Origin of the sequence: Bifidobacterium sp. wkB344, assembly GCF_003688305.1 — a bacterium.
GTDB classification, from domain to species: Bacteria; Actinomycetota; Actinomycetes; order Actinomycetales; family Bifidobacteriaceae; genus Bombiscardovia; species Bombiscardovia mizhiensis.
In genome coordinates this window covers 186,360-213,262 of record NZ_NPOQ01000016.1, presented here as the reverse complement: position 1 = coordinate 213,262, position 26,903 = coordinate 186,360, and the positions used below count along the sequence as shown (strand labels likewise).

Here is a 26,903-nt window from a genome sequence, read left to right as displayed (position 1 = left end):
TAGACGTCAGATTTCAGGCGGCCTGATCGGCAGCGGGGGTTTCCTGCTGCTCTTGCGCAGACTGCTCGGCCTGGGGAGCCTGGGCAGTCTCCTGGGCCTGCTCCTGCGGCTGTCCGTCCTTGTTCTCCAGCAGGTTCTTCTCCCACTCGGCCATGGGCTGGTCGGAGGCCTCCTCGGTCTTGGCGGCCTTGCCGGAGCGCTCCAACAGACCGTCGGCCACGGCCTCGGCCATCAGCCTGGTCAGCAGCTCGACGCCACGGATGGCATCATCGTTGGCGGGAATGGGGTAGGTGACAAGTTCGGGATCCGTGTTGGTGTCCACCAGGGCCACGACCGGGATACCCAGCTTGTTGGCCTCGGAGACCGCCAGGGCCTCCTTGTTGATGTCGACCACGAACAGGGCCGAGGGGGTGCGGTTCATGTTGCGGATGCCGCCCAGCTGGCGCTCCAGCTTGTCCTTCTCGCGACGCAGCAGCAGGAGCTCCTTCTTGGTCAGCCCCGAGCCATGCACGTCGTCGAAGTCCATCTCCTCCAGCTCCTTCAAGCGGCCGACCCGCTTGGTCACGGTCTGGAAGTTGGTCAGCATGCCGCCCAGCCAGCGCTCGGAGACGTAGGGCATGTTCACCCGGGTGGCCTGGGCCTTGATGGCCTCCTGGGCCTGCTTCTTGGTCCCCACGAAGAGCACGGTGCCGTTGTGGGCCACGGTCTGCTTGATGAAGTCATAGGCCTGGTCGATCAGACCGAGCGACTTGAAGAGGTTGATGATGTGGATGCCGTTGCGCTCCATCAGGATGTACTGCTTCATCTTGGGGTTCCAACGACGGGTCTGGTGTCCGAAGTGGACGCCGGCCTTCAGCATTTCGCTCATGGTGATCTGTGCCATGTCTATACCTTTCATTGTCGGTTATTGCCTGGCCATGTGCACCTGCGTGCAACTCCGAGGAGCCGACCGACACAGGACGTCGCGGACATGGCGCGAATTTGCGGCGTGTGTTCGGGAATACTCTTGGCGCGCCTGCCCGCCCGTGACAGCAGACCTGCGCAGTGACACGCCGAATTACCATGATACCCGAGGCCAATGACCTCGGGTATCATGTTCGCCCTCTGCCTACCTGGCTGATCTCAACTGCTGCATGGCCTTGCGACGGACGTCGCTCTCCAGCCGATCCACATAGACATGGCCGTCCAGGTGATCGCACTCGTGCTGGATCATCCGCCCCATGATGCCATGGCCCTCAAGAGTCACCGTCTTGCCATCCAGGTCGATGCCGTGGGCTCGGGCGTAGTCGGCACGCCTGGTCGGATACCAGAGGTTGGGCAGGGACAGGCATCCCTCCTCGCCATACTGCTCGCCGGAGGTCTTGTCGATGACCGGATTGATGATGTAGCCCACCTTGCCACCGATGTTGTAGGAGAAGACCCGCAGGCCCACCCCGATCTGATTGGCCGACAGGCCTGCCCTGCCCGGGTCGTCCACGGTGTCCACCAGGTCACGGACCAGACTGCGCACAGCCGGGGTGATGGTGGTCACTGGATCGCAGGGGGTTCGCAAAACCGGATCGGGAACCACTCTGATTGTACGAATCGCCACTGCTTACTCCTCGTCATCCCGGCCGTCGTGGCCGTCCTTTTCGTCCTCCGGGGCCGCTTCCTCCTCCTGGCGGCCATCACGCTTGCGTCCGGTCATGCTGGCCAGGGAATCGCTCATGGTGGTCCGTGCCCTGCTGACGATGTCGTTCTCCTTGGCAGCAGGCTTGGCTGGAGTCCTAGGCGCATAGAGGACCTTATCCACGAGTTCAGCGTACTGGCGGAGCACCTCGGGGCGCACCACCTTCAGGCTGGGGGTCAGGGTGCCGTCCTCCTGACTGAAGTCCTTGTCCAGCACCAGGAACTTGCGCACCGACTCGGCCCGCGAGACGTTGCAGTTGGCCTTGTCAACATACTGCTGGATGAAGGCATGGATGGCCTCGTTGTGGCTGGCCTGCTCCATGCTCATGTCAGCGTCCAGACCCTGGGAGGTCAGCCAGGACTTCAGCATCCCGGCGTCCAGGGTGACCAGGGCACCTACGAAGGGCCTGCCGTCGCCCACGACCACGGCCTGGGAGACTACGGGGCAGGTGCTGATGACATCCTCCAGGGGAGCCGGGCTCACGTTCTTGCCGCCGGCGGTGATGATGACATCCTTTTTGCGGCCGGTGATGAAGACGAAGCCCTGGTCGTCGATCTGGGCCAGATCACCGGTGTGGAGCCAACCGTCCTTATCGAGCACGGTGGAATCAAGCTCAGGCTGATGGTAGTAGCCCATGAAGACGCTGGGACCCTTGACCAGGAGCTCATCGTCGTCGCTCAGCCTGACCGTGATGCCCGAGCCAGGGCGGCCGACCGATCCCACCTCGTTGGCATCCTCGAAGTTGACGATGCAGGGTGCTGCCGTCTCGGTCATCCCGTAGCCCTGGATGAAGGTGATCCCGTCGATCCCATTGAAGAAATGGGCCAGGTCGGCATTCATGGGCGCGCCGCCGCAGGCAAGATAGCTCAAGTTGGAGCCAAGGGCGGACTCGATTGTGTTGCCGACGGTCTTGGTGTAGAAGGCGTGGGCCAGGCGGGTAAACAGCGAATGACCGTTCCCCTCCTGCTCGTCCTTGGACCACTTGATGAAGTGCTTGGTGGCCTTGGCGAAGACCTTGCCGGCCATGCCGGTGCCGGCCTTTTGCGAGGCGGCGTTGTAGACCTTCTCGAAGACGCGGGGCACGCCCAGCAGATATGTGGGCCGGAAGGTGCGCAGATCGGTCAGCAGGTGCTTGGCGTTGGAGACGTATCCGACCACGCCCTGGGCGCCGATGGCCACATACTGGATGTAGCGGGCGAAGCAGTGGGCAAGGGGCAGGAAGAGCATCAGGCGGGAGGGCGCTGCCAGCATGTGGTAGAGCACATCCCAGCCCACAAAGACGATGTGGACGAAGTTCCGGTTGGAGAGCATGGCGCCCTTGGGCTCCCCAGTTGAGCCCGAAGTGTAGACGATGGTGGCCAGATCGTCGGCCTTGACTTGGGCAATGGCCTGATCCAGGCGCTCATCTTCGATCCCCTGGCCGAATTCGCTGACTGCGTTCAGGCCCCCGGCTTCGAAATTGAAGACGTACTTGAGCTTGGGCGAGGATCCCCGGACCTGCTCCAGGATCTGTGCATGCTCTGAGTCACCGGCAAAGGCCAGGATGCAGTCCACATCCTGAACGATCTTCTGGGCCTGGCTGGGCGAGTCGGTCTCGTAGATGGGCACAGAGACCGCCCCGATGGCAGCACAGGCAAAGTCCGTGACCCCCCAGTCATAACTGGTGGAGGCGTAGATGACCACAGTGCTGCCTTTTTCCACGCCCAAAGCCATCATGCCCTTGGCCACGGCACGAACCCGTGCGGACATCTGCCCGGCCTTGACATCGTGCCAGTTTCTGGTCATGGGATCCTGCCACTGGGCAACCAGCTCTTCAGGGTCACGGGCGGTGCGTTTTGCCAGGAGTGAATAGATGGTGTCCTTGTCCGTCGTCGGGTGTTGAAGCTCGACCGTATATTCACGCAACATACCCACCATCATATGGGTCAACCCGCCAAAGCCGCCGCCTAGCCCATGTCGAAGCGCACACAGACCCAGCGCGAACCGCTCCTGGCGACAATCAGGTTGGTCAGCACAGTGCGCTCGCCGACCAGAAATCCGATGGTGGTTTCGTACCGGTCACGGTCTACGCGGTAGATCTCAACCAGTTTAGGAATCAGCGGCAGGTAAGTCATGCCGGCATGGTCCGCTGTACGGACCATGCCCAGATGCCGATCCCGTAGCAACTGGGCCAGCAGGGCCAATCGTTCCATGCAGACGCGGTTGAGCACACGATCCAGGCTCTTCATAGGTAAACGGCCCCGCAAGACATCGAAGACCCTGGATGCCAAGGCGCACAGATTGACAAGAATACGCTTGAGATCCGCAGACAGACCCTCATGCCCGGCGGCATCCCCAGGCCGGATGAAGTTGACCGTTCGCACTGTCAGATTGATGTCGCCAAATCCCAAGGGCACCTGTGTACAGGTTGACGGCCACCAGCCGCCGACCTCCTGTCCTGTCGACTCCTCGGTTGCTTGATCTTGGTCCCAGACCGGTGCCAGATCCATATACTCCGTCATACTTCTCCCCTCGCACTACTATGTGCTTGTTCCCCCTCCCATGCCGGCGAGGTGCACTGGGCAACCGACGCAACGACAGCGAATACGTCCAGAGTAAGAATGCGCTGAGGGATTGTAAAGGCCGGTTCAGGAATGTGGTCAACCTGGACCGGCCTTTAGACAGATTGTGGATAAATGGACCGTGAATGCCCCTGTGCTACTCAGCAGCGGGGGGCGGGGGTCACTGCCACACGGCACTTCTGGAAGTTCTTGACATCCACATAACCGGTGGAAGCCATGGCCCGGCGCAGGGCCCCGATCAGATTCAGACTGCCGTCGGTGCGATCGCTGGGACCGAAGAGTATGCGCTCCAGGCTGCCCACCTGACCGACCTGGACCCTGCGGCCCCTCGGCAGTTCAGGATGATGAGCTTCGGCCCCCCAGTGCATGCCTTGGCCGGGAGCCTCCGTAGCCTTGGCTAAGGGCGTGCCCAGCATGACCGCGTCGGCCCCCATGGCCAAGGCCTTGACAAAGGAACCCGAGGTACCGGTCTCCCCATCAGCGATGACCTGAACGTAACGTCCGCCCGACTCGTCCAGGTAGTCGCGACGCGCCTCGGCCACATCCGAGATGGCCGTGGCCATAGGCGCTTGGATTCCGATGGTGGCGGAATCAGTGGATGACGCTCCCCCGCCGAACCCAACCAGCACACCGGCGGCTCCGGTGCGCATCAGATGCAGGGCAGCCTGATAGGTGGCGGCCCCGCCGACGATGACCGGAACGTCCAGGTCATAGATGAACTTCTTCAAATTCAGGGGCTCATGGCTGGTGGAAACGTGTTCGGCCGAGACCGCCGTTCCTCGGATCACGAAGAGGTCCACGCCCGCATCGACCACCGTGGCATAGAACTCCTGGGTGCGCTGAGGGGACAGGGCTCCGGCCACCGTGACCCCGGCCTTGCGAATCTCCTGCAGACGGCGGGTGATCAGCTCCGCCTTGACCGGCTCCCGGTAGGCCTCCTGAATAACCCCGGTCGCCTGCTCCGGCGAGGCATGTGCTATCCGGTCCAGCTGCGGACGCGGATCCTCATATCGAGTCCACAGTCCCTCCAGGTCCAGCACGCCCAGTCCGCCCATCCGTCCCAGGGCTATGGCCGTCTCCGGGCTGGTGACCGAATCCATGGGCGCCGCCAATAGCGGCAGGTCGAACTCGTAGGCATCCACCTGCCAGGCCGTGGAGACATCCTGGGGATCCCGGGTCCTTCTTGAGGGGAGTATGGAGACATCATCGAGCGTGTAGGCCACCGTGGCCTTCTTGCCGAGACCGATTTCGATTTCCTGTGTCATGTCTGCCAGCCTAGCGCCTCACAATGACGCTCCGACGTGCTACGAACGGGTTACGAGCATGGGAACAGAGAGTAACAAACTTGGGATAAAACAGTTCGCGAGCGCAACTGAGGCATCGGGAGCATCCGGTCCCCGACCCGCCGATCGATAGGAGGCCGCCATGGACAAGATCGCCGTGAAAGGACGTATCGTCGAGCTCGACGGTGACGAGATGACCCGGGTCATCTGGAAAATGATCAAGGAACGGCTGATTCTGCCCTACCTGGACGTGGACCTAGACTATTACGACCTGGGCATCCGCAACAGGGACGCCACCGACGACAAGGTCACCGTGCAGGCGGCGCAGGCCATTCAGCGCGAGCACGTGGGCGTCAAGTGCGCCACCATTACCCCGGACGAGGCCCGGGTAAAGGAATTCGGTCTCAAGCGCATGTGGAAGTCGCCCAACGGTACCATCCGCAACATTCTTGGCGGAACCATCTTCCGCGAGCCCATCGTCATCGACAACATTCCCCGGCTGGTTCCCGGATGGTCCAAGCCCATCGTGGTGGCCCGCCATGCCTTCGGCGACCAATACCAGGCGACTGATTTCACTGTTCCCGGGCCGGGAAAGCTCAGCGTCGTCTTCACTCCTGAAGACGGGAGCGACCCGGTGACCCGAGAGGTGACCGTCTACCCAGGTCCGGGTGTGGCACAAGTGCAGTTCAACCTTGATAATTCCATCCGCGACTTTGCCCGATCCTGCTTCAACTATGCCCTGCAGAGACACTATCCGGTCTACTTGAGCACTAAAAACACCATTCTCAAGGCCTACGACGGCCGGTTCAAGGACATTTTCGCCCAGATCTACGCGCAGGAGTATCAGGATCGGTTCGAGCAAGAGGGGCTGACCTACCAGCATCGGCTGATTGACGATATGGTGGCCTCCTCGCTCAAGTGGCAGGGCGGCTATGTCTGGGCCTGCAAGAACTACGACGGCGACGTCCAGTCCGATGCAATAGCTCAAGGGTTTGGCTCCCTTGGCCTTATGACCTCCATGTTGATGACGGCCGATGGGCAGACGGTAGAGGCCGAGGCCGCCCATGGGACCGTGACCAGGCATTACCGGCGCTGGCTCAAGGGGGAAACCACCTCCACCAACCCGATCGCCTCCATTTTCGCCTGGACCGGCGGGCTCAAGCAGCGGGCGCGGCTGGATGACACGCCCAAGGTGGCCGAGTTCGCGCAAACACTGGAATCCGTGGTCATCGAGACCGTACGCTCCGGTCGCATGACCAAGGATCTTGCCAGCCTGGTGGGTCCTGATCAGCCTTGGCTGGACACCGAAGGGTTCATGGACGCCTTGGACCATGCTCTTGCCGAGCGTATGTCTTCAGGTGCTGCAGCGGCAGACTAGCAGATAAGACAACAACACCCTCTTTTTGCCATTGCAGACGGTTATTGCAGGCGATTACTCTCCGCAGATCAGCCTTCACTGTCAGTTCCACCGGCGAGGACCGTCTACGCGAAACATCGGCCTTTCATACGCTCCTGCCCGAGAGCCCATAGAATGGTTGCTCGGGACCCGGCCAGAGTCGGGCTCTGTCGGAACGAAGGAGCGAACGTGAAGAAGACCGGCTTTGCACGGCATTTGTCCGGCTTGCTGGCCCTGCTGGCGAGTTTGGTCATGGTGGCATCGGCTGGTGCTTGCGGTGGTCCGGCCTTGGGCAGTGGGCAACAGTCTCCGAGCGCCCCACAGAGCCAAGGGGCTACTGCGGCCGCTGAGGTCCCCGGTCGGGTGGCTATTTTCACTCCCTCCGACGGCATCACCCTCTCCCAGCACACGCCCATCAACAAGTGGGCCGCGCTGGTTCCTGAGCTCAAGGCAGCACTGGCCAAGGAGCATCTTCCCAATAAACACATCGATGCCTACACCAGCGGGAACCTGGAGGATCAGAGCAAGGAGCTGCAGGATTACCTGGTCAACCGCCTTTCGGAGCGCAAGGCCGGGAAGACTTCAGAGCCGACCACACTGGTGGTGGCACCCATGACCTCGCCAGATTCCATCACCCGCCAGTATGGCGACTATATCAGCAAGTCATTGGATGCCGATGCCAAAGACAAGGCGCGCGCACGTCTGGTCTCTTCTCTGCGTCTGGCTGCGGGCGCGGGCATGCATGTGGTCCTGCTGGCCAACCAGGTGCCGGGTATCCAACCGGATCTGTTCGTGCAATTATCTGATGCACGGGCCATCGGTCAGATGCAGGCGGACAAACTGGCCAGCAAACTGGAACTGGACAAGGCCAGCAAGGACAACCCCTGCCGCATCGAAATCCTGCTGCCGAACCGGACAGCTGACGCATCATCTGATGCATCCCCTGCTGACAAGGGTGTTGAAACCGTCCAGGCTGAGCAGAATTCCTTCCCCGCCCAAGCTTTCGCTGGAATCTGGCAGGTGCTGGGGCCCTACTTCAAGGATGGACGGGCTATCAGCCCCTCTGGGCTCCTGAAGGCAGACAGCACCGAGAAGGACTGGCAGGCGATCGCCTTTGATCCAGGCAAGGACGCTTCGGCTACCGGCAAAGAGCTGGCGACCCGCCTGGCCATGAACGATGATGCCAAGACCCACACCGAGGTGGACGGCATTCTGGCCATGAACGACTTCATTGTTTCCGGCGTGGTCTCTGAGCTCGGGGATCTGGGGTATCGGGGTTCTTCAGCGGACGTCAACCCGGAGATCTCAATATCAGGCATTGTGGGATCCATGGTCGGTCATCAGGATCTGCACCGGCAGCGCGTGCCCAAACCCGCTCAGAGCCCTGCAGCCCAGAATCCGACGGCGTCGCAGGCGGATCCTTCACAGACCACGGGCAGGACTCAGGATTCCACGCCCTCGGACGACCACGCTGCCTGGCCCGTCATCAGTGGATACGGGGCCTACGTGGACAACATCCCTCAAATCGTAGACGGACGGCAGTGGATGACTGGTCTGGAGGACAGACTGGGTCTTGCGACTGATATGGCCAAGGCCTGTGTCGGGCTCAACAGCCAGGGCAAAGTGCCAGCCATGGATACGATCCACACCGTCAACCAGGACGGCAAGCAACAGCGCCGCCTGTCAAGACCCTTGGTTGCGGTTTCGGCCTCCAACCTCAAGGCGGCTCTGATTGATACAGGCTACATCAAGCCGGCCGACGCAGGTCTCTGAGCATAGATCTTCTGCTCGATCTGGTCTTCATACCGCTTGAGAACCTCCTGACGACGGGGCTTGTATGACGCGGTGAGCAGTCCATTTTCACGAGTGAAGTCCTGGTCCAGAACCAGATAGCGGCGGATGCCCTCGGCCCGTGAGACCTGCGCATTGGCCGCGTCTACCGCACGATCGATCTCCGTGCGGATGATAGGGTTCTCCCCAGCCGAAGCGGCATCGTTCAAGGGTTCAGCGCCCTGGTCCCACAGCCACTTGTTGACCTCCTCGAGATTGAGGGTGATCAGGGCCGAAATGAAAGGCCTACGGTCTCCGATGACCATGCAATGGCTGATAATGGGCGAACGTTCAACGGCTGTTTCCAGCAGCGACGGCGAAATGTTTTTACCCCCTGCTGTGATGATGATCTCCTTGCGCCGACCGGTCAACCGAACGAAGCCGTCTTCGTCCAGACTGCCCAGATCGCCGGTCAGCAGCCAACCGTCGCGAATCTGCCTAGTGGTGATTTCCGGATGGTTGTGGTAGCCCATGCAGACATCGGGGCCCTTGACACACAGCTGGCCCTCCTGGTCGATGCCCACGGTGATGCCGGGCATGGGCAGGCCGATGGTGCCCAGCCTGTAGCCTTCGGTGGGGTTGACCGTCACCGGGCCCATGGTCTCGGTCATGCCGTAGCCCTCCAGCAGGGGCAGACCTATGCCGTTGAAGAAGTCCGCAATATCCCTGTCCAAGGGGGCACCGCCCGAAATGGCAGACCGGACCCGGCCGCCCAAGGCCTCCAGGATGGGGTCGTAAACGGTGCCTGTGTACATGAGGTGCTTGGTCTTCAGCGACATGGGAACCCGGCTTCCGGTCTGCTGATGACGGGACCACTGCCTGGCCACTCCTGCAGCATCCAGGAAAATCCTGCCCCTGGCGCCTGTTCCGGCCCGCTGGGAGGCAGCGTTGTAAATCTTCTCGAAGATTCGCGGCACGGCCAGGATGAAAGTGGGCTTGAAGGTCTGCATGTCCTGCAACAGATTGCGGATGGACCCGGTAAGCCCCAGGGTGAGATCCGTGGCAATGGCGAAGAACTGCAGGCAGCGGGCGAAAGCGTGGGCCAGGGGCAGGCAGAGCAGAAGCCGCTTGCCCTCACCCAGGCAGATGTCAGGGACTGCTTGAGTACCTGAACGGACAGTGAAGACGATGTTGCTATGGCTGAGTTCTATACCCTTGGGCTTACCCGTAGAGCCTGAGGTATAGACGATGGTGGCCAAGTCGGAACCCTGCACCGAGTCGGCACGGGCCTGGAAATCTGCCTGGTCCACCGCCCGTCCGTAGGCGGTCATGGTGGTCAGTGCTCCCCTGGTGATCACATACAAGTCGTTCAGATAGGCACACTGGGAGCGAACCGCATCTACTCGGGCCCTCATGTCGTCATCCTCTAGAAAGGCCATACCGACATGGGAGTCGTTGAAGATGCGTCGAATCTGATCGGGGGAGTCAGTCTCGTAGACCGGCACCGTCACGGCTCCGATGGACAGGATGGCCATGTCCAGGGCAGTCCATTCCCATCGGGTGTGCGAGACGATAGCCACCGAATCCCCCCGGCCTACCCCCCGGGCCATAAGCCCCTTGGCCAGCGCGATCACACGGTCGCGAAACTCACGGGCCGTTATCGTGCTCCACTCACGTCCGCTCCGGTATTCGATCAAAGGATCGTCGCCCAGGCGCTCCACCCTGTCCTCAAGCAGGGAGAAGACACCGGCATCGGCATCTATGGGCTTCTCAAGCGGACGCGTAAATTCTTCCTGCATGTTCTGCATGACCACTCCCTGCTGAAACGGCGTTATGCTTTACGATTCTAACCGCTCCCCCGGGCCGGCGATATACCTGGTCTGCAGACGCGCGAGTCTCGCAAGCGGACCGCGCACTCCTATAGAGGCTTGAGACGAATGCGGTGCCGTCCGACTTTAGCGCCCGGATCCAGATAGTGATTGTGACCATCTTTCAGCCCCCAATGCAGACAATCTTGATCACAGTGGTCAGAGACCCCCTCTACTTCTCCCCAGACTGTGCCGGCCTGCAGCCGAGTTCCTGCCGGCAATGAGCTCTTCGCTGGCTCATAGGTGGAGGTCAGTTTGCCGTGACGAATGGAGACCACGTCCTTGCCTGCTACAGAACCGACAAAAGTGATGACACCATCTGCCGGGGCCCGGATGTGCCTGCCTTGTTGCACTGCCAGATCGATCCCGCGATGACCGCTCAGCCATGGATGATCCGAAGGATCAAAGGGACGCATAATCTCTGGGACGGCCTTATCACCAGGCAAAGGTTCAAGGGGCCACAGCCAGCCCCGGCGACAGGCTGAGGTCGATGAGGTAACTCGACCGTTCTGCGCCGGAGCTGCAGCCGAAGGCAGGGTCGGCGCAGGCTGAGACGCGACGGTTGCCGTAGGCCCCGCGGTCGACAGGACCAATGCCAGCGTCAACACCAGCAGCGTCCTGGGAAACCAAGGGGGCCGACAGCCGGAAGGCATGATGGGCATCCGGCTGGTAACTCGCCCAATGCCCTTGTTCTTATGGTCACGCGCACAGGCCATAGTCGCACCTTCATTCCGTCATCTTGGGTACCCGATTGGGCGCCCACCATCATGATGGATTGGATACCAAAGCCATGTGAACCGGAAAGAGGCATGTGGTCGAATATGTAATCGTCCACACCCAGATTGACCGCAGAGAAACCATACTTGAGAATCCTGGAAAGGTGTTTTTATCCAAGATGACTTCATTGACCCTTAAGCTAGATGAATGACCGTCCAGGAGATGGGAGGCAGTTGAAGGCTTATGGCGTCCTCATCCATCCTGAAGTCTTGCCTGGCGTGCATGACGACCCGCTCCTGATGTTCAAGGGTGTTGCGAGCCGATGGGTCATCCTCGTGCAGGGTGTTGACCGTCGCCTTCCGATGTCGATCCTGTTCAGGCAGCGCGATTCTACAATCAACGGAACGCTCAAGACTACGGTTGACCGCAAATATGCTTAGGGAACCGTCGGCACCTCTGACGGCCACAGAATCAGTCATGGGCACCTGGCCATAGCGGGAGGTCTCATAGGTGTCGCAGCTTTGCAGGCTCTTGAGTACACGGGCACCCCGCGCATAACGGGCAGTCAGGGCGAAGGGATAGAAAATGGTCTGCCTCCAGGCCGGGCCGCCGGGCTCGGTCATGATGGGGGCAATGACGTTGACCAGCTGCGCCAGGCTGGCCGCATGAACGACGTCAGCATGCCTGAGCAATGTGATCAGCAGGTCACCCACCACCACGGCATCTGCCACCGAATAGACATCCTCCAAAAGCGGCGCGCCAAGCGGCCAATTGCCGATGCCTTCCGGCGATTTGCTGGCCTGAGCATCCTGGTACCAGACATTCCACTCATCGAAGGAGATGAAAACCTGATGATCACTGCCCAGCCGGGCACGCGAGGCGGCGATGATGGCCGCCACATCGGTAATGAAACTGTCCATGTCCACGCCGGAAGCCAGAAAGCTGGCCATGTCTCCATCCTTGGGCGCGTAATAGGCATGGCATGAAAGGAAGTTCACATTTTCGAAGCAGCGCTCCAGGACGGTACGCTCCCAGAGACCGAAAGTGGGCATGGTGTGCGAAGAAGATCCACATACAACCAAATCCAGTTCCGGATCGATCATCCGCATGGCCACAGCCGTCCGGTTGGCCAGATCGGCGTATTCCGGTGCACTCTTGTGGCCGATCTGCCAGTCGCCGTCCATTTCGTTGCCCAGGCACCACATTTTGATGCCGAAGGGGCGATCATGGCCATTGGCACGCCGCCGTTCCGACAGCTCAGTACCCGATGGCACATTGCAGTATTCGAGCAGATCCAAGGCCTCCTGCATGCCCCTGGTGCCTAGGTTGACGGCTTCCATGAGCTCGTTGCCACCCAGTCTGTCCAGCCAGTCGCTCATCTCATGCAGGCCGAACTCGTTGCTTTCACTAGAGTGCCAGGCCAGGTCGAGGCGACGAGGACGGCTTTCGCGCGGACCCACGCCATCTTCCCAACGATAGCCTGAGACGAAGTTGCCGCCCGGATATCGGATGGTGGTCACGCCCAATTCCTTGACCAAATTCATGACGTCACCGCGAAAACCCTGCTCGTCTGCTGTCGGATGACCCGGCTCATAGATGCCCGAATAGATGCCCCGGCCCAGGTGCTCCACGAAAGATCCGAAGAGTCGATCGTCGATGGGTGTGGACTCCTGCTCCTCATCCACCCTGAACTGTGCCCTGCTCCTGTGAGTTTGCTGCCCTTGCGTCACTGTCTGACTCCCTCGTTCTGACTTTGTCGTCCATGCTTCTCATCCATATTGGAACCATGGATCATCTGAATGGTACAACGTTGTGTATTCTGCAAAGCACTCGGCTACAGCTTCGCACAATCTCGAAATGGACCGCCTGGTGTTAAACGAAAGGCTACCTAATCATTCATCTTGAAAAGCAATTCGATCAAATGATCATTCTGACATTTGTGCATACAGCAACCTAGAGCACCTAGGGCAATGGGGCTTGCATTCCTTGGATTGATCACAGAATAAAAGTAAAAAAAAAAAACCGCCGGAGAACCGGCGGTTGAGAGCTCCCGCAGCTGGGCTTGAACCAGCGACATTTCGATTAACAGTCGAACGCTCTGCCAACTGAGCTATGCGGGAATGTCCCGTTCAACTCTCGCTGAACACAATTACCATACTATAGTCAGGACCCTCGTATCCGACAACTTGGCGTGTCGATTACATGAGAATTCTGTCCATGGGCATGGCCGAATCGATGGAGAAGTCAGGAGCGGAAGGGGACAGTCCGGCCTGGACCAGATTGACGCCCAACATGGCCACCATGGCGCCATTGTCCGTGCACAGGTTGATCTTGGGAATGCGGACCTTGATGCCCTCCTGCTCGCCGAATTCCTGAAGCTTGCCACGCAGCTGCGAGTTGGCCGAGAACCCGCCGCCGACAATCAGAGTATCCGTGTCGAACCTGTGGCATGCGGCCATGGCCTTGCGGGACAGGACGGTGGCCACGGAATCAGCCAGGGAGGCACAGACATCGTCCACGGGAATGTCGAGCCCGGCCTGCTGTCTGCGTTCGACCCATCGAGCCACGGCGGTCTTGACCCCCGAAAAGCTGAAGTCATAAGGATGCTCGGCCCCGGCCCGGCCCTTGGTCAATCCCTGGGGCACGGCGATGGCGTGAGGATCGCCCAGACGGGCATGGCGGTCGATGTGGGGGCCGCCCGGATAGGGGAAGCCAAGCAAGCGTGCAATCTTGTCGAAGCACTCCCCCGCCGCGTCATCCAAGGTGGTGCCCACCACCTGGACCGATCGCGCCAGATCATCCACATGCAGCAATGAGGTGTGGCCGCCGGAGACTATCAGGGCCAGGGCATTTTTGGGGAAGGATCCGAATTGGAGCTGGGTGACCGCGATATGTCCTATGACATGGTTGATGCCATACAAGGGCTTCTTCGCCGCCCAAGCCAGCGCCTTGGCACCGGAAACGCCTACAGCCAGGCATCCAGCCAGTCCAGGACCAGCCGAGACTGCTATGGCATCCACCTGGGACAGGTCCATATCCGCATCCTTCAGGGCCTTGGAGACGACCGGTACAAAGGACTCAGCATGTGCCCGCGAGGCGATCTCGGGGATGACACCACCATAGCGGGCGTGCTCGTTCATGGAGGATGCCACCACGTTGGACAGCAGCCGGTTGCCCTGAACCAGGGCGGCAGCGGTCTCGTCGCAGGTGGATTCGATGCCAAGCACCAGTGGCTCACTCATGGTCAATGATCCTTTCCTGTCCTTCCGAAGGCTTGTTGCTGACAAAACCCACCGGTCCCGGTCCAATCGAGCTCAAAGGTCTGGTCATAGCCCAGGCATCCACGTCTTCAGGCTGATAGTAACCCTTGCATAGACCAGCCTGTGAGAAGCCAAAGTTCTTGTAGAGGTCAATGGCCGCAGGGTTATCTACGCGGACCTTCAGATTCATGCGTTGCAGACCCTCGCGATCAGCTCCCGTAATTATCCTGGCCAGCAGAGATCCTGCAATACCCCGATGCCGGGCTTCCGGCAAGACCCCGAGGGTCATCAGCTCGGCATCCCTTTCACCCGACCAATAACCTCCGTAGCCCAGGATGGCACCCTGGTCTTCCCAGACCAGATAGGTGCGTGAAGGCGCAGACAACTCGAACCGCAGCTCCTGCCGGCTCCAGGCCTGGTCACCGAAAATGCGTGACTCCAGATCGACCAGCCGGTCCAGGTCTTCAAAGACCGCCCCACGAATCATGATTGGATTGCCACGTGCTTAAGCGGATTGGGCACGGAGACGTCCGGCCGACGAAGATAAAGGGGCTCCACCGGGTCGATCAGCCCATGCTGGGCACGTCTGCTAGCGCAAGCAGCCATCAGGCCTGTCCCCCGTGTCCGATCCGCCAGGAAGGATCCTTCATCCAGCACCACCCGTATATCGGAACGCTTATCCAGACGCTCCCATTGGTCGGCATAGCGGCCGGCTCCATGACCGCTAATGACCAGAGTGACTGGCCCCTGGTCCACAGACTCCCGCTCTTCCACGATGGCCGCGATCTTCTCACAGATCACCGTTGGATAGTCGATGCTCATGTCGGTCAGCGGCCGGGACGGGGCCTCCGCGCCATCGAAGTCGTCAAACAGACGGTAGTAGAGCTGCCGCCGTCGTGCATCATTGACAGCCAGGACCAGAAGCCGTGAATGGTCCTGACCCTGCCGCTTGAACCGGCTGTAGGCATAGCGGGCCTGCGGCTCCAGGATGTCCTGTCCCAGCAGACGGGCACCCGTGGCAAACGCCAGGGCTTTGGCGGTGACGATGCCTGCCCGCAGACCGGTGAAGGGTGCAGGCCCCAGTCCCACCACGATGGTCCGCAGATCGTCTGCAGACAGCCCAGCCTGATCCATGACCTTGGCGATATTGACCTGGAGGCGTTCTACGTGCGAGCGCGAGTCGATCTCGATGCACGGCTCCCGCCCCGGCAGCCCAACAGTCGAGCCATAGGAGGTATCGATCACCAAAAGGGGCGTATCGGTCCCGCTCATGCCGTCATCGCCTTTCTCAGCTGATCCATTCTATTGGCCCAAGACGGACCCACTCCACGCAGACGTACCATACGCTGACCCTGGGAGCTGGGTGGCGCCTCAGGATCTTCCCGGGGATCCACGGGTCGGGCGATGCTCACTTCCAGACGTTGATCGGCCAGGGCGGAGGCCATCTGCTCGCCCCATTCCATCAGAACGATGGTCCTTTGGCCAGGGTCTTCCAATTCCTCATCCAGACCAAGGGATTCCAGCTCGTCCAGGAGCCGATCCACGGCATCCTCGCCAGGCAGATAGTCCTGTCCGCCCAGCCGGTAGGCATCCACGTGGATCAGGGTAACCGGCGAGCCGTCGGACAGGTGGCCATGCAGCTCCCTGGCGATGGTAAACGTGGGCGAGACCACAGGGCCGTCCACTCCAAGTCCGTCGCCCAGCCCCTGGGCCAGTGTGGTCTTACCCGCCCCCAGAGGCCCGGACAGGAGGATCACGTCCCCGCCTTGCAGACACGAGGCCAGGTTTCTGCCCAGGCGTTGCATGTCCTCGCCTGTAGGCACCGCCAGTTCCAATCCATCCTGCTGGCTCATGCCAATGTCCTTCCCTTGGCGGCGATCAGCTCCACTGCCCGTTCCAGAGCATAGCGGGCATCGCCACTGCTGGTCTTGCTGATCTCATCAGCCTGGGCCAAGGCCTCGATGCAGGCCGCCAGGCCGGAGGAGGTCCATCCATGCAGCTGTCTCTTGGCCTCCCGCAACTGCCAGTAGGCAGCCTTGGCCTCGGCTGTGGTAATGGATCCCGACTCGATGGCCGCCTCCTTGGCTAGCGTCCGCAACTTCAGGGCCAGTACGCCAATCAGGGAGACTGGTTCGTTGCCCTGCTCCAGAGCCGTACGCAGAGCGACGACGGCTTGAGCCGGCCTGCCAGCAAGGGCCCTGTCCGCCACCGCGAATCCGGATACAGCCGGGTTGTCGGTCAGATAACGGTTGACGATCTCCAGAGTCATGGGATCCTGGTCAAAATCGAAGCAGAGCTGGGAGCACATGGCAGCCAGTTCCGGAGTGCGCTCGCCCAGGACATCAACCAGGCGCTGGGCCGCCCGTGGCTGGATGCGGCGCTGATGGGCTTTGAAACGCCCGTAGACGAAGTCGACCTTGTCGTCGAACTTCTTCAGATCCGGCATCCGCTCCGTCACCGCTCCGACCCGCGCCATTTGGTCCAAGAGCCTGCGGCCCCGGTTGCCTCCGTCATGACGTGCGATGACGATGCTGGATTCGTCCCCTGCGCTCTCACGGCAGAAATCAATCAAGGCCTGGCTCAGGGCTTCATCAGCCGCCTGCAGATCATCCAGACAAACCACAGACGTCTGACTGAGCAGGGAGGGACCGACCGCCTCCTGAAAGGCGTACGCGTCGCAGTCCGCCGCGTCCAGCTCTATGTATTCGCTGTCCGGATGGGCGGCGCATGCCTGCGCGCACAGCTCTTTGAAACGCTGAGCGTTGAGGAAGGGATCGCCGCCGACCACCAGATGGACGGAAGGGTTCTCCTGCTGAGCTTTGGTCATGACTCAAATCTCCCTTCATCGCTGGACATTAACCTGGGTCGTTTTTGAAGACCAGCTGGGCTAGAAGGCCATAGGTCTGCCGCAGCCAGCCCTTGGCTGACAACCAGGCCGACGGCCGGAAGGGAACCCCCGAATTCGCCCCTGTCACAGCCGGCCATGAATGGTCCCGCTCCCGAGCACGGATGCATCGCATCAACCGATGATCGATCAGGGCCATGAGACCCAGACCGACCAGGCAGGCGCTGCCGACCGGCCCCGGTGGCCAGGCCGCCGGAGCAGCCGCTTCGCCCAGCCAGGTGGCGGCAAAAGCCATGACTCCGGTACCCAGGGAGGTCAGTCGGGCCAGCAACAGACCCACTGGTGGCCAGAGCCAGGAGGTGAGCAATGCCAGCAGGCCGGTCACTGTGGCAGCGTCGACCACAGGGGTGACCAGCAGGTTGGCCAGTGGAGCCAGCAGAGGCAACCCAGGACTCATCAGCACCTGCACGGGCAGCGTACCGGCCTGGGCGCACATGGTCGTGGCCAATGGTCGTGCCAGAAATGCCGGCAGATGATCCTCAAGGAGGGCCGACAACCGCCGGTTACCCAACCCGATGCCCAGCACGGCTCCACAGGAGAGAGCGAAGCCGAAGCTGGCAGCCATGGAAGGTCGCAGGATCAGGACCAGCAGGACGCACCAGGACAGCGTATTCAATGACTGGGCAGGCCGGCAGGCGGCCAGAGCCAATGCCGAAAGAAGCCCCATGGCCTGAGCTCGCAAGACTGAATCCCCGGGAACCATCAGCATGCCCAAACCCAGATAGGCGGCAGACAAAACCAAGGCCATCAACAAGGGCGGCGAGCGCAGGGCTCGCATGATCCTGACCAACAGCGAGGCCAGGATCATGAAGTGCCCGCCAGAGACCGCCATCAGGTGCAGGATGCCCGATGCCCGGAAGTCCTGGGTCAGACGGGTCGCATAGGCGGGCTCCACTGCCGGCCTACCCAGGGAACCATCCGATCCGGGCAGGGCCTGGTTGCCCAGGATGCCCATGGTCAAACCCGGCACCAGGATCCGTCCCTGATCGTCCAGTCTGCCGGTCTGTTCGAGAAAGGCCCTTTGCATACGGGCGATCAATCGTCTACAGGGGTCTGGCGGCTCGACCTGTTTTGTGCCGTCTTCAACAGCCAACCAGGGAATAGGACGGCCGTAAGCAGGGGGCTCCAACAGGCCCCGCGCACGATACTGCCCGCCCTGTTGCAGCAGGCATGATCGGCTTCGAGCGAAGAGCATGATCCGTTCATCGGAAGGCATGCGCACCCCGGCCACAGTCACCCATTGCAGCCTGATCTCCGCCTGACAGTCCCAGCCTCGCCGAGAGGATGCACTCATAGGGCCCACAGCCCGGCCACGAATCTCGGCCAGCGCTTTTCCCTGACGGATCTGCCGGGCTGCCGGCCCGCTGCGCGCTGACTCATGACCGACTGCGGCGGCCAATGCTGCAGTCAGAGCCACCGCAGCCAAGACAGCCAAGGTCGGCAGTTTCCGAGGACCAAACCAAGTGGACGCCAAGGTCGGCACGGTGGGGATACAAGGAGACTCACAACCTTGGGGCAGGCGGTTTTGTGGGCATGAGCGAGAAGGGTGACGCAATACCTGACCCTTGGAATCGGAGTTCTCTGCAGCGACCAAGCAAACGAGTTTGAAGGCAAGCAGGACCATAGCTATGAGTAATGGAAGCGCCAAGACAAGCGGCATCAACCAGACCGACATGCCCGTGCCCCCGCCAGCTATGCCACCTCTGGACTCCCCTGCCGTCTTGGACCAGCCGCCGCTTTTGGCTGACCCGGCCACGCATCCGCCCATGATGCGGTCCAGAAGCCACGGGACCAGCAGGGCAATCGCCCAGGCCAGACAGGCAGCGGGGAGCATACGAAGATTGCGATTGCCGTTTTCTCGATCAGCAGCAGGACGATCTCCTGCCTGGCCGGCCATCATTGCGCCACCAGATATGGGCGTAATCGGGCCAGGGTCTTGGCACCGATGCCGGGAACATCCAAAAGCTGATCGACCGAGGCGTAGCGACCGCCGAGAGCACGCCGATGCTCCAGTATTTTTGCTGCCGTGACCGGTCCGATTCCCTTGACGTTCTCCAGATCCTCTTGGCTGGCGCTATTGAGATTCACTCGTCCAGTCTGATCTACTGTTCCTGCGGAGGTGCTGGTGGCCGGAGCAGCAGAGGGATTGCCCGCCCTTTCACCATGGTGAGCGGAATCCGAGGCCGATTCGGTATGCCCGCTGCCTTCGTCACCATGGGTGTTCCGACTGGGATCGTTTCCTGAAACATGCTTGCTTCGGTGTGCAGCACTGTTGGCATCGCCGTTTGCCGGAGTCGATGACATGCCCCCTGATCCGTCGACTGCTACTCCTGCAGCCAGCGCCCGTTCCTGCTGGACCAGCAGGGTCAGGCTGACAGCAAGGGCAACCACCAGCATAAGAATGGCTATCAAGGCCTGAAGCGGGGTAAACGACCAGACGGGCCGATTACGCCGAGTCTGGGATTCGGCCATGCCTTCGGCTGACCCCTCTGACCGGGCAGATTGATTCAGAGCCAGAGCTTGCAAGGGCGGCGCCGGCGGCTGGGTGATGTTGATGCTCATGGACCCAGCCTGGCATGAAAAAGCCCCTCGATATGAGGGCGAGGGGCTATGTGGTCGAAGGTCATCGCCTGTCCACAGCCTGGCTGCGGGCAGTGCAGGATCAGGCCGGCACGACCGAAACGATCTTGGGTGCCTTGACGATGACCTTACGCGGTTCCTTGCCACCCAGCCGCTCCTGAACGGCGGGCAGTGCCAGGGCCATGGCCTCGAGTTGATCAGGCGCGATGTCGGGGCTGACCTGCAGCTTGCCACGGACCTTGCCCTTGACCTGGACCACGGCGGTGACCGTGTCCTCGCCAAGATAGCGATCATCCCAGGTCGGCCACTGGGCATGCGCCAGGGACTCCTTGTGACCCAGACGGCTCCAGAGCTCCTCGCAGATGTGGGGGGCGATGGGCGAGAGCATGAGCACCAGGGGCTCGATGGCTGCCCTGGGTGTCGGATTCAGCCCGGTCAGATGGTTGTTGAGCACGATCATCCTGGCGATGGCCGTGTTGGGCCGCATGGCCTCCATCTCCACCGTCACGTCATGGATGGTGGTGTTGAGCAGCTTCAGGGTCTTCTGGTCGGGCTCTCCCTCGTCCAGGACCACCTCGCCGGTATGCTCGTTCACCACGTTGCGCCAGAGCCGCTGCAGGAAGCGCATGCCGCCCACCACGTTGCGCGTGTTCCAGGGCCTGGACTCATCCAGGGGGCCCATGCTCATCTCGTAGAGGCGGAAGGTGTCGGCCCCGTAGGTGCGATACATGTCGTCAGGGGTGATGATGTTCTTAAGGCTCTTGCCCATCTTGCCGAACTCGCGGTTGACCGGCTGCCCCTGCCAGGTGTAGCTGACCTTGCCGCCCTCATCATGCTCCTCCACCTCGCCGGCGGGCACGTACTGTCCGCGTTGGTCCGTGTAGGCGTAGGCCTGGATCATCCCTTGGTTGAAAAGCTTGTGGAAGGGCTCCTTGGACGAGACATAACCCAGATCGTAGAGCACCTTGTGCCAGAAGCGGGCATAGGGCAGGTGCAGCACGGCGTGCTCCACGCCGCCCACATAGAGGTCGACGCCGCCCGACTCACCGGCCGTGGCGTTGTGCCTGGGCCCCAGCCAGTAGTCGTATTCCTCCGGATCGACCATGTGCTGGTCATCCTTGGGATCGATGTAGCGCATGTAGTACCAGCAGGAGCCGGCCCAGTTGGGCATGGTGTTGGTGTCCCTGTGGTAGACCTTGGGGCCGTCGCCCAGATCCAGGGTCACGTTCACCCAGTCCTGGTTGCGGCTCAGCGGTGCCTCGGGGCTGGATTGGGCATCCTCGGGGTCGAAGGTCTTGGGCGAGTAGTCGGGCACGTCAGGCAGGGCCACCGGCAGCTGGTCGTCGGGCAGCAGGTGGGGCAGGCCCTGGTCGTCATAGACCACGGGGAATGGTTCGCCCCAGTAGCGCTGACGGGAGAAGAGCCAGTCCCGCAGCCGGTAGGAGACCGTTCCATGGCCCACCCCGGCCGACTCCAGCCATGCGGTCACTTTCTCGATGGCCTGGTCAACCCGCATACCGTCCAGGCTGAGCGGATCGCCAGCGGCCTGGGTGGCCTGGACCGAAGAGTTGACCACAATACCGTCGTGGGAGACGAAAGGTGCCTTGCCCCGATAGTCGTCCAGGGTCTGTCCGGAATCATCCAGCGGGCTGACCGTGTAGACGACAGGCAGGCCATACTTGACAGCGAAATCGTAATCACGCTGATCGCCACCTGGCACAGCCATGATGGCGCCCGTGCCGTAGTCCATCAGCACGTAGTCGGCGGTGAAAATAGGCAACTTGGCCCCGGTGATGGGGTTGAGAGCATACAGACCGGTAAACAGGCCGGTCTTGGCCCCGCCTTCGTCCACACGATCCTTGGCGGTCTTGGCCTCGGCGGCCCGTCGATAGGCCTGCACGCCTTCCTCAGGATTGGCATAACCGCCCTTCCACTGTTCAGGCACGTCCCCAGGCCACTCCTGAGGCAGGTGTTGCAGCAGGTCGTGCTCGGGAGAGACCACGGCAAAGGTGGCACCGAAAAGCGTATCGGGACGGGTGGTGTAGACCTCCATGGTCTGATCGCCGTCAGGGCTGGGCACGGTGAAGTCCACCGAGGCCCCGTGCGACTCCCCGATCCAGTTGCGCTGCATGAGCTTGACCTTTTCGGGCCAGTCCAGAATGTCCAGATCCTCCAGAAGCCGGTGACCGTAGGCGGTGATGCGCATGGACCACTGCTTGAGTTCACGCTGGTAGACCGGGTAGTTGCCGCGCTCGGAGCGGCCCTCAGCGGTCACCTCCTCGTTGGCCAGGACCGTGCCCAGTCCGGGGCACCAGTTGACCGGCGAGCGCGAGATGTAGGCCAGGCGGAAGTCGTTGAGCACCTCGGAGCGCTCGGCATCGTCCAAATCATCCCAGGAGGCGTCGGGATGACCGGGGATGGCCTTGCTGCCGGACTTGAAGGCTTCGACCAGTTCGCTGATAGGCCTGGCCGAGCCCGTCCCCCCGTCGGCTCGACGGTAGTCGGGGTCGTACCAGGACTCGTAGATGCGCGAGAAGATCCACTGGGTCCAGCGTACATAGTCGGTATCGATGGTGGCGAAGGAGCGGCGGTCGTCGAAGCTGAGCCCCAGCCGGTGCAGCTGCCAGCGCATGTTGGCGATGTTCTGCTCGGTGGTGACCCGGGGATGCTGGCCGGTCTGGACCGCATACTGCTCGGCGGGCAGGCCGAAGGCATCGTAGCCCATGGCGTGCAGGACGTTCTCGCCCTTCATCCGGTGGTAGCGGCTGACCACGTCGGTGGCGATGTAGCCCAGGGGGTGGCCCACATGCAGGCCCTTGCCCGAAGGATAGGGAAACATGTCGATGACGAAGTAGGGACTGCGGCCCCCAGCATGATCGCCCTGGGCATCGGTCAAGTCGCCCTTGGTGTTGGCGGCCCAGAAGGTGCCCTCCTTGTCCCAGCGCTGCTGCCAGTGCTCCTCGATGGTCTGAGCCATGGCGGCATCGTAGCGGAACTTGGGCTGATCGGATTCCTGGGTCTGCTGATGATCCCTGTCTTCATTCGCATTCATATGGTGAATTATCGCCATTCACATGGACACGGCCGAGCCAGTGTCCAGCATCCGTCATCCTGGCGGAAGCCTTGCTCAGCGATCGCCGGGCCGCAGCGTGCGGGCGGCGGCATCAATGGAATAGCCGATGGACCTGGAGGCCCGGCTCAGGGCGGCCTTGAAGGATCCGTCCCGCATCATCCTCTTCAGGGCCTGGTCGATGACGCCCACCAGCTCCGGATCCCCGTGGGGGACGCCGATGCCGTAATGTTCGTTGGAGAAGGGCTTGCCGACCAGACGCAGCTGGCCGCCGCCGCGAACATGAGCCAGGCCGGCCAAGGCAAAATCGTCGCCGCTGGCGGCATCCGTGTCCCCGCTGAGCAGGGCCGTGATGCACTCGGGGAACTCCTCCCGCTCCTGGATCTGGGCCTGGGGTGCCAGCGAGCGCACCAGGGCCCCGGAGGTGGACCCCGCTGCCACGCAGACCCGCTTCTGGGCCAGATCCTCCACCCCGGCGATGTCATTCTGGGTTCGACGAACCAGCAGGTCCTGCCCTGCAGCCAGGTAGGGTCCGGCGAAATCCACCAGCTTCTGCCGATCCTGGGTGATGGAGTAGCCGGCCACGACCATGTCCACCTGGCCTTGTTCGAGCATGCGCTCGCGGTCTGCAGGCTTCACCTGGCGGAAGACGATCTGCGACTCGGCGTATCCCAGCTCGTGGACCACGTACTGGGCCACATCCACATCCAGACCCCGGTACTGGCCGGACTGGGCGAATCCAAGCCCGGGCTGGTCGAAGGAGATGCCCACGCTGATCTTGGGCCCGATGGAACCCGCCCGGTAGCGATCCTCCTGACGGCCGCACCCGCTCAGGGGCACCGCCAGAACCAGTGCCAGCAGAGCCGCCGCAATCCTGCGTGCAAACATGATCGGCCCTTACTTGAACATTCTCGAGCGCGTCAGGAACCAGGTCACCAAGGCGGTCACCAGACCCGAAAGAATCACCACGACCGCGAAGCCCCAGGGCTTGTCGGTGAAGGGCATGCCGAACATGCCCTGGTTGAAGTTCATGCCATACATGGAGAAGATCAGCGTGGGCACCGACAGGCTGATGGAGATGATGGTGAAGATCCTCATCACATTGTTGACGTTGTTGGAGACGATGGAGGCGAAGGCGTCGGTCATGTTCGAAAGCACGCTTGAGTAGATGTTGGCCATCTCGATAGCCTGCTTGTTCTCAGTGATCACGTCGCCCAGAAGGTCCTCGTCGTCCGGGTAGCGCTTGATCCGCTCCAGCCCGGTCAGCTTCTCCAAGACGATCTCGTTGGACTTGAGGCTGGTGGCGAAGTAGACCAAGGTCTTGTTGAGCTCCAACAGCATAAGAATTTCGCGGTTCTGCATGGAGTGGCGCAGCTTGAGCTCCAGCCGGTCCGACTCGCGGTCGATGATGCGCAGGTAGCGCAGGTAGAGGGTGGCGTTCCGGTAGAGGATCTGCAGGATGAAGCGGGACTTCATGAAGGTGTTGAACCCCCGGATGGTGCCATCCATGAAGGGATGAAGCAGGACGGTGTCCTGCATGCAGACGGTGACGATCAGATCCTCGGTGACGATGATGGACAGAGGAATGGTCTCGTAGTAGTCCCGCCCGTCGCGTTCCTCGGCCCGGGGTATGTCGACGATGACCATGGTGTACTCATCCTCGACATCCACACGCGAGCGCTCCTCATCGTCCAAGGGGGCACGCAGGTCAGCAAGGTCGATGCCGGTGGTCTGGGAGACGTTGGCCAGCTCTACATCGGTGGGCGCCGATAAGCATATCCATGAGCCCTTGGAAGCCTTGCCGATCTGCTCGATCTGCCCGTTCATGGTGCTGAATACTCTCATCATCGCCATCACCGCCTCTCGTGCTCGAACCTGGCCGACGTTTCTGGCCGAACCGATAGTAGCAGACAACCAGTTACCGCCGTGTTCAATTCCGCAGGGTAGTCCCCGGTCATCCCCGCCATGGCCGCAGGACGGCGGGTTGGATCTTGGAGGCGTCGAAGCGAAAATGCCCGGTGATGGGACGGTGGCCCGGCGAGCCCAGGTAGTCGTTCTCCCTGTCGCGCTGGCCCATGTTGTGCAGAAGCAGGGGAATGCCACGGCTGTCCCTTCTATCGGAGGCCATGCCGATGTGCCAGGAGGTGTCGAAGATGACGATGTCGCCCTGCTGCCACTGGTCGGTGGTCGCAGTGTCGTTGGTCAGACGCTGGGCATGCCGGGACAGGAATACGCCGAGGACGTTGGTCCGCCTGAAGTCGATGTTCGGATCCGGGCTGTTGATCACTCCGGCATAGGCCCCAGGAGACGAGGCGATATCGGCATCGACCATGGTCTTCAGATCGTAGCCGGCCTGCCGGAAGGCCCTCCAGATCTCGTCGGTGCAGGCGCCGCGGTCATCGGGAGGATAGCCGCCCTGGTAGTAGCCGCTGTCATAATGAGGATGGCGGCGGGCCTCCTGATGGGCTCCACGCACCATGGCCGTGTAGTCATCCACGCCGTCATGGTTGTAGTCTACAGGCGAGGTCAGAGGCGAATGGGCCGCGGTCTGCTCTGGAGAATATCCAGGAGGGCCGTGAGAAGCGGTCCTGGGGCCGTTTGCGGAGGAGTTTTGATTGTCTGAATGGCGAGCAGGCCCGACGCCCACCAGCCTGCCAGCCAGGGCCAAGGAGCCCGCCACAATCAATGCAAGCGCCAACAGGACGGCCGCCCACCGCAGAACCGTTGTCCGTCGATGGCTGCGGCCTCTGTTGTTTCGCTCTGTCGGCATGGCGGTCACCTCATCCGGTTGCGCAGGGGCCTGCCATCCATGAACCGATGAAGGTTATCCAGGCAGATTTCCCGAACCTTGTCCATGTTGGAGGGCAGGTAGGCTCCCCCGGCCACATGCGGGGTGAGCAGGCAGCGTGGTTGCCTCCAGAGCGGGTGGTCTTCAGGCAGGGGCTCCGGTTCAGTCACATCCAGCCCTGCACCGAAAATGCCGTCCTTATCCAGGGCTTGGGCCAGAGCCATGCAGTCCACGGCATCTCCCCTGCCCGCGTTGATCAGCACGGCGGTGGACTTCATCAATGCAAGACGATGGTCATCGATGATGTGCCGGGTCTGCGGCGTTGAAGGCAGGGCCAGAGCCACTACGCCCATCTCAGGCAGCAGGGCATCCAGATCATCAAAACCAGCCAGACGGTCGAACCCCTCCACCGGCTGGTCGGGATGGCGCCTGATGCCGATGGTCCGAGCGCCTACGGCCTTTGCCAGACGAGCGAAGGAGGCTCCGATATCCCCTGTGCCTAAAACCAGGACCTGGCAGCCATGCGGCGAAAGGACGGCCCCGCGAGGTTCCCAACGGCCCAAACGCTGATTGTCCCGGTAGGCCGGCAGGTCCTTCATCAGAGCCCACATCATGGCGAACATGTGCTCGGAGACCGACTGCCCGTAAGCGCCTGAGGCACTGGTCAACATGGCGCCCGGAGGCAGAACCCCCGGTTTCATGTAGGCATCCACACCCGCGCTGCTGGTCTGCAGCCAGACCAGGTTACGGCAGGCAACCACCTGCTCGGCCGGCGGATTACCCAAAATGATCGTGGCCTCCGATCGGAGGGATTCAGGGACATCGATGAGCCAATGCATGCTCTGCCGCATGTCCGTGTCGACAATGAACTCCTGACGAACGCCTGGAGCCGCCTGGAGGAATTCCTGTCGTTCACTCTGGTCCAAGGGCAGGCAGTTGATGATGAGCTGGTCCCCAGGATGGTTCTCGTTCCGCTTTTCAACCCGCACTTCCGCATCGTTTTTGCCGGTCATGGTCCGCCGCCTTTCCGTTGCTG

General features: G+C 61.5%; 22 protein-coding genes and 1 tRNA gene. 2 read left to right on the top strand and 21 right to left on the bottom strand.

Annotation, left to right across the window (positions count from 1 at the left end):
* Window positions 1–13: 13 nt before the first annotated feature.
* From rpsB to CI601_RS05445, 5 genes are all read right to left on the bottom strand, one after another.
* The gene (gene rpsB, locus CI601_RS05465) at window positions 14–883 is read right to left on the bottom strand and encodes a 30S ribosomal protein S2 (protein ID WP_121914609.1); all 870 of its coding nucleotides are present in this window, start codon (window positions 881–883) and stop codon (window positions 14–16) included.
* A gap of 225 nt (window positions 884–1,108) precedes the next feature.
* Window positions 1,109–1,591, bottom strand: coding sequence for a peptide deformylase (locus tag CI601_RS05460; RefSeq protein WP_024627679.1), 483 nt, complete (start codon window positions 1,589–1,591; stop codon window positions 1,109–1,111).
* A gap of 3 nt (window positions 1,592–1,594) precedes the next feature.
* Window positions 1,595–3,577, bottom strand: coding sequence for a long-chain fatty acid--CoA ligase (locus CI601_RS05455; protein WP_121914608.1), 1,983 nt, complete (start codon window positions 3,575–3,577; stop codon window positions 1,595–1,597).
* A gap of 38 nt (window positions 3,578–3,615) precedes the next feature.
* The gene (locus CI601_RS05450) at window positions 3,616–4,170 is read right to left on the bottom strand and encodes a hypothetical protein (RefSeq protein WP_034524942.1); all 555 of its coding nucleotides are present in this window, start codon (window positions 4,168–4,170) and stop codon (window positions 3,616–3,618) included.
* 200 nt (window positions 4,171–4,370) lie between these two features.
* The gene (locus CI601_RS05445) at window positions 4,371–5,495 is read right to left on the bottom strand and encodes a GuaB3 family IMP dehydrogenase-related protein (protein ID WP_121914607.1); all 1,125 of its coding nucleotides are present in this window, start codon (window positions 5,493–5,495) and stop codon (window positions 4,371–4,373) included.
* Window positions 5,496–5,655: 160 nt separating this feature from the next.
* Here CI601_RS05445 and CI601_RS05440 point away from each other — a divergent pair, with 160 nt between their 5' ends.
* Window positions 5,656–6,891 carry an NADP-dependent isocitrate dehydrogenase gene (locus CI601_RS05440; RefSeq protein ID WP_121914606.1) on the top strand — a complete coding sequence of 412 codons (1,236 nt, stop codon included), beginning with the start codon at window positions 5,656–5,658 and terminating at the stop codon, window positions 6,889–6,891.
* A 207-nt stretch (window positions 6,892–7,098) separates the two neighbouring features.
* Window positions 7,099–8,682, top strand: a complete 1,584-nt coding sequence (locus CI601_RS05435) for a hypothetical protein (RefSeq protein ID WP_259465331.1) — start codon at window positions 7,099–7,101, stop codon at window positions 8,680–8,682.
* On the opposite strand, the gene CI601_RS05430 is transcribed toward CI601_RS05435, so the two are convergent.
* The 16 genes from CI601_RS05430 to CI601_RS05355 all read right to left on the bottom strand — a co-directional run bounded on the left by CI601_RS05430 (window position 8,652) and on the right by CI601_RS05355 (window position 26,880).
* Window positions 8,652–10,478 carry a long-chain fatty acid--CoA ligase gene (locus tag CI601_RS05430; RefSeq protein ID WP_183129793.1) on the bottom strand — a complete coding sequence of 609 codons (1,827 nt, stop codon included), beginning with the start codon at window positions 10,476–10,478 and terminating at the stop codon, window positions 8,652–8,654. The two genes, CI601_RS05435 and CI601_RS05430, sit on opposite strands and share 31 nt — an antisense overlap.
* 119 nt (window positions 10,479–10,597) lie before the next feature.
* Window positions 10,598–10,963, bottom strand: a complete 366-nt coding sequence (locus tag CI601_RS08555; protein ID WP_259465330.1) for a M23 family metallopeptidase — start codon at window positions 10,961–10,963, stop codon at window positions 10,598–10,600.
* 495 nt (window positions 10,964–11,458) lie between these two features.
* Window positions 11,459–12,994, bottom strand: coding sequence for an alpha-N-arabinofuranosidase (locus tag CI601_RS05420; protein WP_121914604.1), 1,536 nt, complete (start codon window positions 12,992–12,994; stop codon window positions 11,459–11,461).
* A 317-nt stretch (window positions 12,995–13,311) separates the two neighbouring features.
* Window positions 13,312–13,384 (bottom strand) — tRNA-Asn (locus tag CI601_RS05415).
* 78 nt (window positions 13,385–13,462) lie between these two features.
* Window positions 13,463–14,506, bottom strand: coding sequence for a tRNA (adenosine(37)-N6)-threonylcarbamoyltransferase complex transferase subunit TsaD (tsaD, locus tag CI601_RS05410; RefSeq protein ID WP_121914603.1), 1,044 nt, complete (start codon window positions 14,504–14,506; stop codon window positions 13,463–13,465).
* Complete coding sequence (gene rimI / locus CI601_RS05405) at window positions 14,499–15,011, bottom strand: ribosomal protein S18-alanine N-acetyltransferase (RefSeq protein ID WP_121914602.1); 513 nt, start codon at window positions 15,009–15,011, stop codon at window positions 14,499–14,501. Before rimI ends, tsaD begins: the two co-directional genes overlap by 8 nt.
* Entirely contained in the window at window positions 15,008–15,796 is a 789-nt protein-coding gene (gene tsaB, locus CI601_RS05400; RefSeq protein ID WP_121914601.1) for a tRNA (adenosine(37)-N6)-threonylcarbamoyltransferase complex dimerization subunit type 1 TsaB, read from the bottom strand. The genes rimI and tsaB overlap by 4 nt, the downstream gene beginning before the upstream one ends.
* Window positions 15,793–16,377 carry a tRNA (adenosine(37)-N6)-threonylcarbamoyltransferase complex ATPase subunit type 1 TsaE gene (gene tsaE, locus CI601_RS05395; RefSeq protein WP_121914600.1) on the bottom strand — a complete coding sequence of 195 codons (585 nt, stop codon included), beginning with the start codon at window positions 16,375–16,377 and terminating at the stop codon, window positions 15,793–15,795. The genes tsaB and tsaE overlap by 4 nt, the downstream gene beginning before the upstream one ends.
* Window positions 16,374–17,351, bottom strand: coding sequence for a DNA polymerase III subunit delta (holA, locus tag CI601_RS05390; protein ID WP_121914599.1), 978 nt, complete (start codon window positions 17,349–17,351; stop codon window positions 16,374–16,376). The genes tsaE and holA overlap by 4 nt, the downstream gene beginning before the upstream one ends.
* A 28-nt stretch (window positions 17,352–17,379) precedes the next feature.
* Window positions 17,380–18,864 (bottom strand): ComEC/Rec2 family competence protein, encoded by a 1,485-nt coding sequence (locus tag CI601_RS05385; protein WP_183129772.1) that lies wholly within the window; start codon window positions 18,862–18,864, stop codon window positions 17,380–17,382.
* 461 nt (window positions 18,865–19,325) lie between these two features.
* On the bottom strand, window positions 19,326–19,991 hold the full coding sequence (locus CI601_RS05380) for a helix-hairpin-helix domain-containing protein (RefSeq protein WP_121914597.1): 666 nt from the start codon (window positions 19,989–19,991) through the stop codon (window positions 19,326–19,328).
* A gap of 100 nt (window positions 19,992–20,091) precedes the next feature.
* Window positions 20,092–23,061, bottom strand: coding sequence for a leucine--tRNA ligase (gene leuS / locus CI601_RS05375; protein ID WP_121914596.1), 2,970 nt, complete (start codon window positions 23,059–23,061; stop codon window positions 20,092–20,094).
* Window positions 23,062–23,136: 75 nt separating this feature from the next.
* Entirely contained in the window at window positions 23,137–23,967 is an 831-nt protein-coding gene (locus CI601_RS05370) for a glutamate ABC transporter substrate-binding protein (protein WP_121914595.1), read from the bottom strand.
* 9 nt (window positions 23,968–23,976) lie between these two features.
* The gene (locus CI601_RS05365) at window positions 23,977–24,927 is read right to left on the bottom strand and encodes a magnesium transporter CorA family protein (RefSeq protein WP_121914594.1); all 951 of its coding nucleotides are present in this window, start codon (window positions 24,925–24,927) and stop codon (window positions 23,977–23,979) included.
* A gap of 106 nt (window positions 24,928–25,033) precedes the next feature.
* Window positions 25,034–25,849: a DUF1287 domain-containing protein gene (locus CI601_RS05360; protein WP_121914813.1), complete on the bottom strand. Its 816-nt coding sequence runs from the start codon at window positions 25,847–25,849 to the stop codon at window positions 25,034–25,036.
* A 5-nt stretch (window positions 25,850–25,854) separates the two neighbouring features.
* Complete coding sequence (locus CI601_RS05355; RefSeq protein WP_232340666.1) at window positions 25,855–26,880, bottom strand: D-2-hydroxyacid dehydrogenase; 1,026 nt, start codon at window positions 26,878–26,880, stop codon at window positions 25,855–25,857.
* Between the last annotated feature and the right edge of the window lie 23 nt (window positions 26,881–26,903).